This is a genomic window from Enterobacter sp. D2 (genome assembly GCF_034427575.1).
Taxonomy (GTDB): domain Bacteria; phylum Pseudomonadota; class Gammaproteobacteria; order Enterobacterales; family Enterobacteriaceae; genus Enterobacter; species Enterobacter cloacae_M.
Genome location: NZ_JAXQPP010000001.1, coordinates 1,454,095 through 1,469,246 on the forward strand (window position 1 = coordinate 1,454,095; position 15,152 = coordinate 1,469,246).

Annotated in this window: 14 protein-coding genes; 3 read left to right on the forward strand and 11 right to left on the reverse strand. The window is 56.1% G+C overall.

The annotated features are described in order from the left end of the window. Positions 1–6 precede the first annotated feature (6 nt). Positions 7–1,428 (reverse strand): hypothetical protein, encoded by a 1,422-nt coding sequence (locus tag SPG90_RS07070; protein WP_045399850.1) that lies wholly within the window; start codon positions 1,426–1,428, stop codon positions 7–9. 245 nt (positions 1,429–1,673) lie between these two features. On the opposite strand from SPG90_RS07070, the gene SPG90_RS07075 reads away from it, so the two are divergent. Both SPG90_RS07075 and SPG90_RS07080 read left to right on the forward strand, forming a co-directional pair. After that, entirely contained in the window at positions 1,674–1,961 is a 288-nt protein-coding gene (locus SPG90_RS07075; RefSeq protein WP_045399853.1) for a VF530 family DNA-binding protein, read from the forward strand. A 7-nt stretch (positions 1,962–1,968) separates the two neighbouring features. After that, on the forward strand, positions 1,969–3,261 hold the full coding sequence (locus SPG90_RS07080) for a glycoside hydrolase family 10 protein (RefSeq protein ID WP_045399857.1): 1,293 nt from the start codon (positions 1,969–1,971) through the stop codon (positions 3,259–3,261). A gap of 41 nt (positions 3,262–3,302) precedes the next feature. Here the strand turns inward: SPG90_RS07080 and dsbG are convergent, their stop codons facing one another. From dsbG to SPG90_RS07110, 6 genes are all read right to left on the reverse strand, one after another. Further along, complete coding sequence (dsbG, locus tag SPG90_RS07085; RefSeq protein WP_126303347.1) at positions 3,303–4,061, reverse strand: thiol:disulfide interchange protein DsbG; 759 nt, start codon at positions 4,059–4,061, stop codon at positions 3,303–3,305. 41 nt (positions 4,062–4,102) lie between these two features. Continuing rightward, on the reverse strand, positions 4,103–4,714 hold the full coding sequence (locus SPG90_RS07090; RefSeq protein WP_126303348.1) for a DsbA family protein: 612 nt from the start codon (positions 4,712–4,714) through the stop codon (positions 4,103–4,105). A 7-nt stretch (positions 4,715–4,721) separates the two neighbouring features. Beyond that, complete coding sequence (locus tag SPG90_RS07095; protein WP_045619909.1) at positions 4,722–6,746, reverse strand: protein-disulfide reductase DsbD family protein; 2,025 nt, start codon at positions 6,744–6,746, stop codon at positions 4,722–4,724. Positions 6,747–6,793: 47 nt separating this feature from the next. Then, positions 6,794–7,162, reverse strand: coding sequence for a hypothetical protein (locus SPG90_RS07100; protein WP_322408048.1), 369 nt, complete (start codon positions 7,160–7,162; stop codon positions 6,794–6,796). Between the two features lie 87 nt (positions 7,163–7,249). Further along, complete coding sequence (locus SPG90_RS07105; RefSeq protein WP_126303424.1) at positions 7,250–7,810, reverse strand: RNA polymerase sigma factor; 561 nt, start codon at positions 7,808–7,810, stop codon at positions 7,250–7,252. A 5-nt stretch (positions 7,811–7,815) separates the two neighbouring features. Then, the gene (locus SPG90_RS07110; protein ID WP_023311873.1) at positions 7,816–8,235 is read right to left on the reverse strand and encodes a hypothetical protein; all 420 of its coding nucleotides are present in this window, start codon (positions 8,233–8,235) and stop codon (positions 7,816–7,818) included. A gap of 465 nt (positions 8,236–8,700) precedes the next feature. On the opposite strand from SPG90_RS07110, the gene SPG90_RS07115 reads away from it, so the two are divergent. Further along, positions 8,701–9,411, forward strand: coding sequence for a hypothetical protein (locus SPG90_RS07115; protein WP_164554881.1), 711 nt, complete (start codon positions 8,701–8,703; stop codon positions 9,409–9,411). A 276-nt stretch (positions 9,412–9,687) separates the two neighbouring features. Here SPG90_RS07115 and SPG90_RS07120 read toward each other — a convergent pair whose 3' ends face one another. From SPG90_RS07120 to SPG90_RS07135, 4 genes are all read right to left on the reverse strand, one after another. Continuing rightward, a complete protein-coding gene (locus tag SPG90_RS07120; protein WP_126303349.1) occupies positions 9,688–11,238 on the reverse strand; it encodes a methyl-accepting chemotaxis protein in 1,551 nt (516 codons plus the stop codon). Positions 11,239–11,327: 89 nt separating this feature from the next. Next, positions 11,328–12,344, reverse strand: coding sequence for a LacI family DNA-binding transcriptional regulator (locus tag SPG90_RS07125; RefSeq protein WP_047174371.1), 1,017 nt, complete (start codon positions 12,342–12,344; stop codon positions 11,328–11,330). Between the two features lie 28 nt (positions 12,345–12,372). Continuing rightward, positions 12,373–13,779, reverse strand: coding sequence for a sucrose-6-phosphate hydrolase (locus tag SPG90_RS07130; protein WP_322408049.1), 1,407 nt, complete (start codon positions 13,777–13,779; stop codon positions 12,373–12,375). Beyond that, on the reverse strand, positions 13,779–15,149 hold the full coding sequence (locus tag SPG90_RS07135) for a sucrose-specific PTS transporter subunit IIBC (protein WP_032656958.1): 1,371 nt from the start codon (positions 15,147–15,149) through the stop codon (positions 13,779–13,781). The genes SPG90_RS07130 and SPG90_RS07135 overlap by 1 nt, the downstream gene beginning before the upstream one ends. Between the last annotated feature and the right edge of the window lie 3 nt (positions 15,150–15,152).

Consider the following 15,152-nt stretch of genomic DNA (forward strand, 5'->3'; position numbering starts at 1 on the left):
TTCAGGTCAGGGCTTCATTTTATTCTGTCTTTGTTTTTTCTCCCAAGGGTCATCATGACCGGGTGCTGGCGCTTCACGCACCAGGCCGCCCCAAGGAGATCGATGCTTTCTTACTGATTCGGATAATGCTTTTTCTAACCGTTCATCTTCCTGACAAAATTTATCCGCCAGCTCTGGCAGTTTAAGTTTTTCAGAGAATAGATGCAGTATATCTTCATAAGCACGTTTTTTATGCAGCAAGGGGGCTATTAGCGTCATGGCGTTGCGCACATCATCGGGCTTTATAGATAGATCTGATAATCGTTTTTCAACGGCTTCCGGCGTGGGCATTTCATCGTCTTCCATAAGCGCGTCATCAATTATTTCTTTAAGCGCTAGATACTGCCCAACCCCTATTCTTAATACATCTTTTAAGGCAGAGTATTTTTCCGGGATACCTAACTGAACGTGATCATACAGTGGGGCGTTGATAAATTTCCATCCCTGCATACCCGGGATGCTAAACACGGCATTCGATTCATCTTCTGCCAGCACGTCAAAAAGGTCGATTAATGACGCTTTTGTGAGAAGAACAGAGACAGCGCGATTGAGAATAATAGATCGCGAGTGACCAGGGAGAGGATCAACAACGTTCACCGCAATCTCTTTTCCTGAATCTATGGACGTGTGTGTACAGACGAAGGTGCTTATAGGCTGGTTTTTTTGCCCTTTCCAGCCAACTCTGGTGACGCTTTCTAACTGCGCAATGCCCTCTTCGATTCTCTGCCATCGACTGCTACTTTCGCCGCCTTTGCTCTCAAATACGTGCCACTTCCCCTGGGTCGTCTCAATCAGATAATCGGGGGTAGTCTTCTTACCCTTTTTTCGCTTAAGGCTTAAGGATGCTTTATCCGCGAGCCCGGCATGAATAAATAGCTTGATTTGTTCATGTCTGGAGTTTAACCAGTTGGTTGCAGACTGGTAGCAAAAGAAACCGCCTATAATAAAGGAAATAGTCGCTTTCTCTGAGGCTTCAATGCACTGGTAAAAATTCTTCACCTTAAAAGATCGGCTATGGCTAATACCAATACAGGCGCCGGCCAGCTTTAATCTGGCGAGTACGTATATACTAATCTTTCTGTGTATTTCTGCATTTAACATCCCTTCTGCAGTCCAGTTGATACTTTGTGAATAGCCACACTCCAGCGCACCTGGGATCGCATAAAATTTGGTTCTGGCAACAAGTGTGTCTGCAGGTAATAACATGGTTTTAGGAGGCTTATAAGCTACGCAAACATCGCCGTAGGAAGGATGATTGATCTGTTTTTTAATTCCGTCCTGCCGATTGAGATACTTTTTTAACTCAATTTTTTCTATTTCATCGTTCCTGCGACGGACGTGTGGAGGTGAAACCACCAGGTAAGTAAATTTATTTCCGCTGCTGCTCATAGTATTTCTCACGAAGGGTTAGATATTAAGTGACCAACGATTTCATCAATGCAGACAATGTCAGGCGTCTGACGATATTATACTTTTACCTCTAACACTCTTAACGCTTAAATAAGGTGGGTTTACTCCGCTTGCACTCATCCCCATTGCATATCCAGTCTGGATTGCATTGCCGCTTCCCCTGCTTTCTTGTACCCTTTCAGGGGTTACCCCAATCCCCTAAAAATCGAGACATCCGGACACCTATGACTGCACATATTTCCAAAGATCCTTTGCATGGCGTAACGCTGGAGATGATGGTCAATGCCCTGGTGGCAAAATATGGCTGGAGCGAACTGGGCGACCGAATCAAAATTAACTGTTTCAGAAAAGATCCCAGCGTTAAATCGAGCCTGAAATTTCTGCGCCGCACCCCGTGGGCGCGCGCGGAAGTGGAAGCCCTGTATCTGGACTCCCTCAACGATGAGGTAAGCACAGAACAGGCGGAGCCCGCCTTTAATCCCTGGGCCAACAGTCGGATTATCAAGAGCTAATACGCAAATGACGCGACACGTAAAACGGATTGGTGCGCTGGCTGCCTGCGCGCTTTTACTTGTGAGCTGCTCCTCCAAACCACCCAAATCACTGGTTACCCCTCTCCCCAACGTCAGTAAACCGACGCAGCAGGCAAACGAGCCGATGCGCGGGATCTGGCTGGCAACCGTCTCTCGTCTCGACTGGCCGCCAGTAGCCTCGGTGAACGGCCGCAGCGCCGATCAGCGCATCGCGATGCAGAAGCAGGCGCTGATCGGCAAGCTCGACAATCTTAAGCACCTCGGTATTAACACGGTGTTTTTCCAGGTGAAGCCGGACAGCACGGCCCTCTGGTCATCAAAAATTTTGCCGTGGTCGGATATGCTGACGGGCAACATCGGCGAATATCCGGGATACGATCCGCTGCAGTTTATGCTGGATGAAGCGCACAAGCGCGGCATGAAGGTCCATGCATGGTTCAACCCGTACCGCGTGTCGACCAACACCAAACCGTCAACCATCGCCGCCCTGAACCGGACTTCCTATCAGACCCCGTCCAGCGTCTATGTCCAGCACCCTGAGTGGGTGCGCATCTCGGGTGACCGCTTTGTGCTCGACCCCGGCATTCCGGAAGTGCGCGACTGGATAACCAAAGTGGTGACCGAAGTGGTGGCGAATTACGCGGTAGACGGCGTGCAGTTCGATGATTACTTTTACGCAGAATCGCCAGGGTCCGCGCTCAATGATTCGCAGACCTGGCGGCAGTACGGTCAGGGATTTGCCTCAAAGGCCGACTGGCGAAGACACAACACGCAGCAGCTGATCGTCCAGGTTTCCCGCGCGATTAAACAGACTAAGCCCGACGTTGAGTTTGGCGTCAGCCCGGCGGGCGTGTGGCGTAACCGCTCCTTTGACCCGGCAGGCTCGGACACCCGCGGCGCCGCGGCCTACGATGAATCCTACGCCGATACGCGTCAGTGGGTTCAGCAGGGCCTGCTCGACTACATCGCTCCGCAGATTTACTGGCCCTTCTCCCGGGACGCCGCGCGCTACGACGTGCTGACCAAATGGTGGGCCGACGTCGTTAAGCCGACCCACACTCGCCTGTATATCGGCATTGCGTTCTACAAGGTGGGCGAGCCGTCGAGAAACGAACCGGACTGGACGGTTCAGGGCGGCGTGCCGGAGCTGAAAAAGCAGCTCGATCTCAACGATTCGCTGCCCAACGTGAACGGCACCATCCTGTTCCGGGAAGATTATCTGAACCAGCCGCAGACCCAGCAGGCCGTAAACTACCTCCGAGGACGCTGGGGTAGCTGATTGATGACCAGGCAGAAACATCCCGTTTCTGCCTGTTTTTTTTACGGCTTCGGCCCGAACATCGCCTCAAGCTGCTGCGCATCCGGCATACCGACCACCTGCTGCAGCTCATTTTCCGCATTCAGATAGTAAATGGCCGGCGTGGCGTTAGCGCCCAGGCTGTCCATCAGCGTCTGGTGCTTCTGCAGGATCTCAACCGTCTTACGGGAAGCCTCGCCCTCTGGCTTCGGTAATTTTTTGCCACCGGAAAGCTCGTATTCGCGCCACGCCGAAACCGGATCTTTCGCATTCAGGATCGCGGCGGCGTTACGTCCGCTGTTGGGGTTGAGAAACGCCACCAGCAGCGTGTTGAGCTGAACCTTGCCCGCCGTCACCCACGGCTGCGCTTCGGCCCAGAACTGCTTGCAGTACGGACAGAACGGATCGGCAAACACAAAGACCTTACGCGGAGCGTTATCCGCCCCTTCCTTCAGGGGATGCGCCGCGTTGAGGTTCTTCCACATTTCGCGGCCCATCGGGGCGTAGATCTCTTTCTGGAAATAGCCCTCGCTGAGGTTCTTCCCTTTTTCATCATAAAGATAACCTGAGATCACGTGCTTGCCGTCCGGCGTAAGAAAGAGCGTCACGCCCATATCCTGATACTGCCCCAGCCAGGCTGGCGCCCCGCCCGGCGCATCCAGCTTCTTGATGATTTTGATGTTCTGCTGCTCGCTGAAGTGCTTCACCACATCCGGTATGGCTTCAGCCGCCTGTACCAGCCCTGACGTCGCCAGCGCCGAAAGTAACAGTAATTTTTTCATTTCCCTCTCCGGTTTGTCGGGGGCATTTCGCCCCCTTCAGGTTAGCGGTTTTTCAGTGCTTCACTGACCATTTCGTCGAATTGTTCGAACGGTACCCAGCCGGGAAGCAGCCCCTCGCCGATAAGCGTGGCGGGCGTGCCCTGGATCCCCATTTTTTCCGCCACAATGAGGCTGCGCCTGATCGTCAGAAAACTCTCCTCGTCTGGCGTCGTCACGCTCACGCCCGCCCGCTTTTGCGCCTCCTGAATGCTGGCGTCATCGTGGTACCCCTTTTTCGCCATCAGAGTGTGGTTCAGCTTCATAAACTGCTCAGGATGCGCACGCCAGAGGGTTAACGCGTCTCGTGCGGCGGTCAGCGAACTTTCCGAGCGGAAAGGTAAAAACTTAAAGACCACCGCCACGTCCGGGTGTTTTTCGACAATCTTCTCCAGGTACGGATCGAATTTTTTACAGTACGGGCAGTTGTAGTCGGTAAACACCACCAGGGTGAGCTTTGGGTTTTTCGCGCCGATGCGCGGGGAGTTTGGATCGTTAAACAGGAAATCAGCGATCATCTTCTGCGCGCGCTGCTCCTGGTCCGGCGTCAGCGGCTGGGCAGCGAACACCTGAACCGGGGCCAGCAGGAGCAGAAGCGTAATAAGGATTTTTTTCATAACACAGTTAGCCTTTTGCGTTGTTCAGGGTGGTGATGAGGGTGCGCTTGTCCAGCAGCGGCGAGAGGATTTCGCCGTCAGACAGGCCGGGGCCATACACCGCGTTAAACGGAATAGCGTAACGGTTTCGTTTCGCCAGAAAATCCGCGATAAACGCGGACGGCTGGCTCCAGTCTCCGCGCAGGGCCACCACGTCCGGCTGGCGCAGCGCGGCAATGACGTCCGGCTGATTCAGCACCCGATGCTCGTTAACTTTGCAGGTCACGCACCAGTCCGCCGAGATATCCACAAACACCCGCTTCCCCTGCGCCAGCGCCTGCTGGATGGCCTCCTCGCTTAGCGGCTGCCACGGGATGGACTGAGCGGTATTCTGCGCCGGAGCGTCAGGCGGCGCGTTAAGCAGCCCGCGCGCCTGATACCCGCCGAGCGCCGACAGCGCGATAATCACGAGCCAGAACAGCGGTGAGGATTTTTGCCCCTTCAGGGCTAACAGCGCGAGCGCGACGGCGATGAGCACCAGCATCACAATCTGGCTGACCGCCTCGCCCAGATGCACGCTTAACAATGTCGCCAGCCACAGGCTGGAGGCGAGCATCATCAGGCCCAGAACGACTTTTAGCGTATTCATCCAGCGGCCGGGTTTCGGCAGCAGCATGGCCGTTTTCGGCACCAGAGCGACAAACAGCCACGGCAGGCTCATGCCCACGCCGAGCATCAGGAAGATCAGCCACAGGGAGTGCAGCGGTGCGCCAAGGGCAAATGCGACCGCCGTACCGAGGAACGGCGCGGAGCACGGTGTCGCCAGCAGCGTGGCGAACATCCCTTCGCAGAAGCTGCCGCCAATCCCCGCGCCACCTGCCGTAGCCAACCGTCCCGTAGCGGCGGAAGGCAGCAGCATCTCAAACACGCCAAACAGGTTCAGCGCAAACAGGAAGGTGACGGCGATCATCAGGCCGATAAACCACGGGTTCTGGAACTGAATGCCCCACCCCAGCGACGCCCCGGCCAGCTTCAGCGCGGTCACCATTCCCGCCAGCAGCATAAAGGAGGTGAGGATCCCGGCGCTGGTGGCCAGAAAGCGCAACCTGATGGCGCGCCTGTCCGATCCCGCCTGCAGGATGCTGTTAAGCTTCATCCCCATGACCGGCAGCACGCAGGGCATCAGGTTGAGGATCAGCCCGCCCAGCAGCGCAAAGAGCACCATTTTGCCCGTCCCTTCAGGCGCAGAGGGCGCTACGGGCGTCGCGCCAACGCTCATGGTGGTTTGCTGCGCGTGACCGCCACTGGTCAGCACAAACGACAGCCTCTTGCCCTCCAGCGAGGCGGGCTTGTCTCCCCATTCGTCGGTCACGGGTACCGTCACCCGAAGCGTATTGCCGTCGTGTTTGATGACCGGCTCGCCGGGAAGAATGTCATCCTCCAGCGGGTCAAAGTAGATCCCCGGGTTATCCCACTTCCCGTCCGTCGTACCGGTAATCACCAGCTTGTCGCCAGCGAGCCAGGCGGAGAGATCCGCGGATACGCCTGACGTACCGGGCACGGCACGCATCGCCTGCTCGAACTCGCTGCGGAAGCCCTCGTCCACCGGCTGGGTAAAATCGAGATGCAGCGGGTAGTCCGTCAGCAGGCAGACGTTACTGCACGTCGAGAGCGTGAGCGTCCCGTCGAGCGTGTCGCCCTTCACCCCGTCGAGTGTAATCGGGATAGCGACCTTATCGTGATAGCCCTGCGTGGTCATGCCGGAGATATCGAAGCGCGACGGGACCGGCCAGGACCAGCTATCCGTTACGCCTTCCGGCCAGCTGATTTTTGGCGCGACGCCGCCCTCACCCGGCGATCGCCAGTAGGTTTTCCAGCCGGGCTTTAGCTCAACGGTGAGCAGGCCTTTAACGTGCGTTTGCTCCCTCTCCGCCTGAAAGCGGATGCGGGCGTGATCGTTTTGTGGGGAAACCTGCCAGCCGGTGTCTGCCGCATGGACAATGCCGATGCAGGACAGCCACAGGAAGACGAATCCCCTGAAGAGGTTAACCATGTTTTACTCCGTGAACAGTGAAAATTATCGTGTGAGGACGATGATTTTCATTCACGGAAAACGCAGTTTTTCAGGTGTATTCGGGGAGGCGGTGCCTGAACGGGCTGTTCTGCGGGAGCCAATGCCCGCCCTTGCGTAAACAGCTGCAGCAGCGCGAAGAAGATAATAATGGCCGGTAGCGCGCCGTCGAAGAACAGCGGCTGGGCGCAGAGAAGCGAGTGAGCGCCTAGCTGACAGGGCGATGGCCCGGACTGCTCGGTGCTGGTTTGCGTTGGGGCATCAGCACTCAGGGAAATCTGCGGATCCAGTCCCTGTAAAAAATGGTTGAGCATCACCGCACGCTGCACGAGGCAAAGCGCCATCGCGAGACAGGTGATAATCAAAAACCATTTTCCGAGGAGCTGACGGTTGCGCATAACGTTCCAGAGTGACAAGACGCCCCGATCATAAACGATAGTGATGAATCTACAAGTGCCGGAAGTGTAAGGTTTTGTCTGTCGCCGCTATTCGCCCGTCAGCGCGTCATAGACGTCCCGCAGCCGCGTGCGCAGAAACAGCACCGCCTTGTGCTTGCGGGATAACAGCGCCTGCTCGCTGGCGCCCGTCTCCTCTGCCAGCATTTTAATGCTGTAGCCGTGGAGTTCTGTCTTTTCAAACGCCTCCCGCTGCGGCGGCGGCAGTTCAGACAGCGCCTGCCCAAGCTCTTCCCACAGCAGCGTCTTGAGGTACTCCTCTTCTGGCGTGTGCGGTACGCCGAACAGGGTTTCGGCCAGCTCGTCTTCCGGGAAACCGTCGTCGTCTTCGCCCGTAAAATAGCCGGAGAGCGACACTTCACGCTTTTTACGCGCCCGGTCGGTCATCTCGTTACGCGCCGCGCGGAACAGCCAGGCGGCGACGTTTTCGACCGGCTGCTCCACTTTCATCAGCTGATAGGTGACTTCCTGCAAAATGTCGTCGGCATCATCGCGAACGGAGGTCCGTCTGCGAATGAAGGCTGTCAGCCGGGCGCGGCAGGCATTGAGCGCCGACATCAGCATGGATCCGCCCGCCTCCCCGGCTTTCATTTCGCTCACTCTGCTTCCGGCGCTTTTGGCGTGGCGTCGTCGCGCTTATCGTCACGATGACCGTGCCAGCCGCAGTGGCCGCGACCGTGGCGACCAAACCCTTCGCGGCGCTGCTGAATAAACGCCTCGCGCTGTTCGGGCGTCATGTTCATCCAGCGCTCGTGCATGCGGCGGTGCGCGCCAAACATCCCCGGGCGGAAACCTAACCCGCCAAACAGAATGCGGCTCAGCACCAGAATGCCCAGCGCCTGCCAGAAGCCAATAGCCTTAACGCCGAGAATGGCCGGGAGCAAGGCGTTCCACAGGGTCATCACCACCAGGCCGAGCACGATGAAAATCACCGCGCCGATGACTAAACCCTTACCCATACGGTGGCGACCGAATCCGCGCCCGTGACCTCTGCCGTGCAGTTCAAAATCTCTCATGGTGTTTACCTCGTTTACAGTAACTGATTATGGCTTGTGATGAGGTAGACGGATGAGGAAGGGAAATATTGCTGGGGTGAATAAAATTTTTTGGGCTGACGATTTGGACTCATAGCGGTAACGGCTGACGGGTGCTATGAGTCGCTTGCAGGCAAATCATCTCGTACGAAGAATTCGCTTAACCAGTGCGATAGCAATAACGGCCAGTATGATTGACACCAATGCCAGGAAGATAAGCAAGGATAATAGTGGATTTAACAAGCCACCTAAACTGGTGAAGTCGCTGATACGGCCAAGTTGCTCGGACGTGCATACACGCAAAATGATCTCAGGAATAATAAGCAAAAATATAATGACGGTCAGGACATAAACCAGAGCACTCTTGCGCTTTCCCATTTTCGATGTTGCCCCTTTCTCAAACATGATCAATGATAATAAGATAATGATACTGCAAGGTTATATAAAATGGCACAAAACTATTTGCAACTAAAAATGCAGTCGAATAAACAGTTAGCGATTGCATTAACAAACTCGCTTCGAGACATGCATGAAGAGCATATGGCTACTCTGGAGAAGGTGAAACAGGGCACACAGCGCCTGATTAGCTACGGTGCATGCCTGATGCCAGACGAGTATTATCGTAACGCTTGCCGTGATACGTGGCGCGAAGATAAACGCTTAGTCCTTGCCTTAGGTGAAATTTACAACAGAAAAGATGTCACTTTAGACATGGTTGAAATTTATTTTAGGAAAACTCTCAATAGGCTGGGCGAACAAAAAAGTAAAGGCATGATTACTAATATCCATAACTTATTGGGTAAAGCTGCCGAACATGCCTCTGCTAAAGCCAGCAAGTTAGCCCTTTCTTTTACCCTTGCGAATCTGATCATCAACAGCAGGGATTTTAAGCAAAATCACATCAGGCTTGTTAACTCATTCTCGACATGGTTTGTTAATGGTGCAACACTTTACTCAAAGGCTCAGGTAGCGGCATCTGCGGCTAATCGACTCAAATTCCAGGATCCTCAGTACTACCAGGCGCTTTATAAAGAAAATATTGAGATGTTATATTTCTTAATCGAACCGCAAATGTCTGAAATTATCTACCAGGTAAACTCCGGGGATAATAACGAGCAAGTTATAGGTGACGCTTTGTACGAGATACTGCGGAAATGAAGCAAGCAATCTTATGGCTTTTGAAGTCGTTTTTTTACCTGGTGCCAGCATTACTTATTGTACTTGGGATATATTTTTTTATCCGGTTTATACCGGACTATGCTGCTTTACTTAGCGTCGTTTGGGTGATTGCTATTTCTTTTATTTATGTGAAATATAATAAATGGTATTAAAACAGTCCTATTAGGTCTGCAAGCTGACCTCATGGGGAAGCAACTTTGAAAGTTTCGCACACTAAGTAGATAAAAGGCTCCCTGCGGAGCCTCCCTCATACCATCAAGCCTGCACCGGCAAACTAAAACTCGAAATACTCCGCGAAAGCTGCTGCGCCTGCTCTTCCAGCGATGCCGCTGCCGCAGCGGACTGCTGCACCAGCGCGGCGTTCTGCTGGGTCACGCCATCCATCTCGGTCACGGCCTGGCCGACCTGGCTGATCCCGCGGCTCTGCTCTTCGGAGGCGACGGAGATCTGCTCCATCAGCGTATTCACTTTATTCACTGACGAAATAATCGAGTCAATCACCTCGCCCGAGCGGCTCACCAGCTCCGCACCGTTTTTCACGCTGGAAACCGACTGCGCAATCAGGCTCTCGATGTCCTTAGCCGCCACCGCGCTTTTCTGCGCCAGGGTGCGTACCTCGCTGGCCACGACCGCAAAGCCGCGACCCTGCGTACCGGCGCGCGCCGCTTCAACCGCCGCGTTCAGCGCCAGAATGTTGGTCTGGAAGGCGATACTGTTAATGACGCTGGTAATGTCTTCGATGCGCTTCGAGTTCGCCGCGATGGTATTCATCGTGTCAATGACTTCACGGGTCACCGCTTCACCGGTGTGGGCATTTTTCACCGCGTCCTGCACCAGTTTCCCGGCCTGATAAACGTTGTCGGTATTGTTCGCCACCGTCGCGCTCAGCTCTTCCATGCTCGCTGCCGTCTGGGTCAACGCGGAAGCCTGCTGTTCGGTACGTGACGCCAGGTCGATATTTCCGGAGGCAATCTCCTGCGCCGCGTGCGTTACGGTATGGCTCGCATCGCGCACCTGGGCGATGGTCGCCAGCAGCGCCTGACGCATCTGCTCCATTGAGCTCATAAGATGATCGATTTCGTTATGTGCGCTCCCCTTGACCGGTACCGGAACGTCCAGCTTGCCCGCCGCAATCTGGCTGCAGTGCTCGCGCGCCAGGTTTACCGGCGCAAAGACAAAGCGCTTCATCAGCAGGCTGACGGCGACAATCACCACCACAAACAGGCTGGCGATAGCGGCAATGATCGCCAGGCCGGAGACGAAATTGCTGCTCGCATCCTCGTTCAGGTTTTTGGCGTATTTCTGGTGGATGGAAAGGACCTGGTCGAGAACGATCTCGTACTGGCGGTCGAGGCGGGAGACTTCCGGGATCAGCGCGTTAAATTTGGCCACATCGTGCGCCTCGGCGGCATCGATCAGCGGCGCCAGCCCCTGGCTGCGGTAGTTTTGCCAGGCGTCCTGATAGGCAGTCACCAGCGGCGCTTCATCCGTCAGACGCGGTGAAGCCATAAAGGCCGCAAAGGCGTGGTCCGCTTTGGTCAGCGCCTCTTTCACGGCGGTAAGCTTAGCAGCGCCGTCCGCCGAGTTGCCCGCTTCCACCATCTTCACATACTCCATCACCCGCACGCGCAGCGTACGGCTGTGGTTGATGGGGTCAATAATGGACAGCACAACCTGGATTTCTTTATTGACGTTATCCAGGGAATTATTACTTTTTATGATGAGGCCAACGCTTGTGACAATGCTGACAACAAAGAAGAAAAGCAGCGAGAACAGGACGATCAGGGACGACTTTTTCAACGACATAAACCAATACCTCAAGGAGAATTATTCCTTATGGTTATCGGCCATTCCAAAACTTAAATTAATTAAAGTTATTGAAGTATCGAACCGGGCTATTTCGCTGGCTTATAGCGTCGCTGCAGGGTGGCATTAAGCTTGCGCTGCAACGGCTGCGGCGTCTCTCCTTCGATCAATTTGCTAATCAAATCAAAGCAGTGCCACGCCAGCTGGCGGTTATCCTGACGAATAGTATCCACCGGGATCGTCAGCGAATCGTAGAGATAGTGATCGTCAAAACTGGCTAACCTGATATCACTTTGCAACAGGTTGTGCTGGCCCATATAGCGCAGCACCCCTTCCAGCAGCCCGCAGGCGGCGGCGAACAGCGCTTTCGGCGGACGCCCCAGACGGGCGCAGAGTTCAGCAAACATCTCGTAACCGGAGCTCGGGTGATAGTTGCCGTGAATGATCCACTCGGGGCGCAGTTCCACGCCGGCCTCTCGCAGACCTTGTTTAAACCCTTCCAGACGATCGCGCGTCGGAGAAAGGCGCGGCTGGCCGCCGAGAAAATAGAACTCATCAGGATGCTGGCGCGCAATGTCGGCCACCAGTTCCGCCGTCGGGGTAATGGAATCGGTGATCACCAGCGGCAGCGCGCTGTCGTTGATGTGGCGGTCAAACAGGACAACGGGCAGCTGCTCGCTCAGCTTGTGGTAGTCCGCATCGTTAAGCATGCTGGAGGCCACAATCAGTCCGTCAACCTGACGCGCCACCATGTTGTTCACCACCACCGTCTCCTGCCCCGGGTTTTCATCGCTGCAGGAGATCAGCAGCTGAACCCCTGCCTCGCGGCACAGCGTTTCCAGCTCGTGAGAAAACACGGCAAAACCGTAGTTGGTGATCTCCGGAACCACCAGACCAATGGTGTGGCTGCGGTTATCGCGCAGCGACCGGGCGTGAATGCTGGGCTGATAGTGGTGCTCTTTTGCAATCGCCAGCACGCGCTCGCGCGTCTCTTCCGCCACGCGAAGCTCTTTGCTGCGCCCGTTGAGGACCAGGCTGGCGGTGGCTTTTGACACGCCCGCCAGCTCCGCGATGTCTTTAATGGTGACGCGTTTTGTTTTTCTCACAACGACTTAGATCCGGCTGCCAAAACCCTCATTCTATCATGCAGGCGCGCAGCGACCAGTAGCGTAATGTGATATCGGACGCACCTTCGAATCGCACCCGGGCCGGATGGTCAGGAAAATAGCGGCTGCTCATCACCCCTTCACCGTGATTGATGAAGATTTCAACGCTGGAGCGGTCGCAGAGAACGCATAAATGAGTGACGTCGCCCTGCCAGTAGCGGGTCAACGTTTCACCGGTTTTCAGGCTCGCGCGTTCAAGACGTATACCCTGCTCATCGACCATGAGACGCAGCGCGCCGCCAAAATCGACGTTCACCTGCGCTGCGCTCAGCTCGAACTCCAGGCGCGTCGCGTCCATGTCCGGTGCCTCGCTGGCGCGCCCCTGCCAGCGCTGTTCATCTTCACGCAGCGCAGTCAGCTCGCGAGCCGGGGTCTGCCAGAGCCTGCCGTCGCGATAGCGTAATTCACGCGGGCAGGTCATCTGGTGCATCCAGCCGTGTGTCCGGGTTGGCTGAAGCATCTCTTCCCCGTCCGGTACGCCCATCCAGCCGATCAGAATGCGTCGTCCGTCCTCCGCCAGGGTCGTTTGGGGTGCGTAAAACTCAAAGCCCGCGTCCAGCTCGTGCAGCTCGCCGTGATCGAATGCGGCGTTTTCATAGTCAAACGCCCCGCTCATCCAGGTAGCCGGATAGGTGTTGAGATAGCGATGCGGCTCGCGCGCCAGCCCCTGCGGACAGCCGATCAGGACGTGCGTTCCGTCGAGGGCGAACAGGTCCGGACACTCCCACATATACCCCGCGTCCGTCAGGCCGTTGACGCCGTGACCGGCGATTTCCCCGCAGGACGTCCAAGCGTGCAAATCGGCTGATGTAAACAGCAGCACCTTGCCGCGCTTTTGCACATCCTGCGCGCCGAGCACCATGTACCACTCCCCGTCGTGCTGCCACACCTTCGGGTCGCGCACGTGTCCGGTGTAGCCTTCCGGCAGTGCCAGCACCGGCCCCAGCTTCGTAAAGGTCCCGTCCGGCTGTTCCACGGCGAGGCACTGCCAGGCCGTGCGGCTGCCGTCATCAAACTTAACGTTGCCGGTGTAGCAAAGGGTCAGAACGCCCTGGTTATCCACGGCGCTACCGGAGTAGCAGCCGTTGCGGTCATACTCTTCATCCGGCATCAGCGCCAGCGGCTCATGCTGCCAGTGCACCAGGTCAGCAGAGCTCCAGTGCCCCCAGCATTTAAACCGATGCTCACAGTCCAGCGGGTTCCACTGATAGAACAGGTGGTAGCGGCCGGCAAACCAGATGAACCCGTTGGGATCGTTCATCAGCCCCGTCACCGGCGCGGGGTGCCACTGCGGATAGTGGCTATCCGCCAGCGCCCGCGGCTGACCTTTCATAACGGCCTGCAGGATCGCAGGCCAGCGGGAAGGTAACGTCATTATTCAGAGTCCGTTTTATATTTCAGCAGCAGTGAGACGGTAAACGCCACGCCGAAGGCAATCACCATACCGATAATATAGTTGAGCAGCGAGCTGGCCTGCACGATGGCCATGCCCGGAATAGCGGTCAACCCAACGGCGGTCATGTAAACATGAACAGATACCACCCAGGCCCCGCCCACCGCGCCGCCGATCAGCGCGGCGATAAACGGTTTCACGAAGCGCAGGTTGATACCAAAAATAGCCGCTTCGGTGATGCCCAGCATCGCAGAAAACGCCGACGGTAAGGTAATGGCTTTAATTTTGGCATCTTTGGTTTTGAACCACACCGCCAGACAGGCGCCGCCCTGCGCCACGTTCGCCATGGCCCAGATCGGCAGCAGGAAGTTCACGCCAATCGACGGGTTGCCCAGCAGACCGGCTTCAATCGCGTGGAAGCTGTGGTGAATACCGGTGATCACAATCACCGAGTAAAGCCCACCGAACAGCAGCCCGGCCAGCCAGCCCGCGTGTTCAATTAACGTGCTCAGGATAAAGGAGATGCCGTCGCCCAGCGCGCGCCCCGCCGGGCCGATAATCAGCAAGGCGATAAAGCCGGAGATAACGACGGTGAGGAACGGCGTCAGGATCAGATCTAACGCGTCCGGGATCGCGCGGCGCAGATTTTTCTCCACGATGCTCATAAACCAGACGGCCAGCAGCACCGGGAACACCGTGCCCTGATAGCCAATCATCGCGATCTCAAGGCCGAAGAAGTTCATGGTGTGGAAGCCGGAGGCCACGCCCCAGGCGTTGGTCAGCGCCGGGTGCGTCAGAATGCCGCCCAGCGTCGCGCCGAGATACGGGTTACCGCCAAATTCCCGCGCGGCGGTAAAGCCGATCAGAATAGGCAGAATGATAAACGCCGCGGAGCTGCACATGTCCAGCATGATGTAGAGAGCGTTATCCGCATTGACCCAGCCGTAGGTTTTCACCATGCCGAGCAGGCCCATCAGCAGGCCGGAGGCCACAATCGCGGGAATGATCGGCACAAAGATGTTGGAGAGCAGACGGGCAATGCGCTGGAACGGGTTCAGCTTGCGCGCCGCCAGATCCGCGGCCTCAGACTTGCTGGATTCGCTAATCCCCGCAGCCTGAATAAACGCGGCGTAGACCTTGTTGACCACGCCCGTGCCAAAAATCACCTGCATCTGCCCGGCGTTACGAAAACAGCCTTTTACGCCGTCGACCTTGCCGATCGCCTGCTGATCGGCAAGCGCGTCATCGACCAGCACCAGACGAAGACGCGTTGCGCAGTGCGCCGCGCTGGCGATATTTTCCTTGCCACCGAGCAGCGGAATAAGCTCGCGGGCGATTTGATTAAAATCCATAGA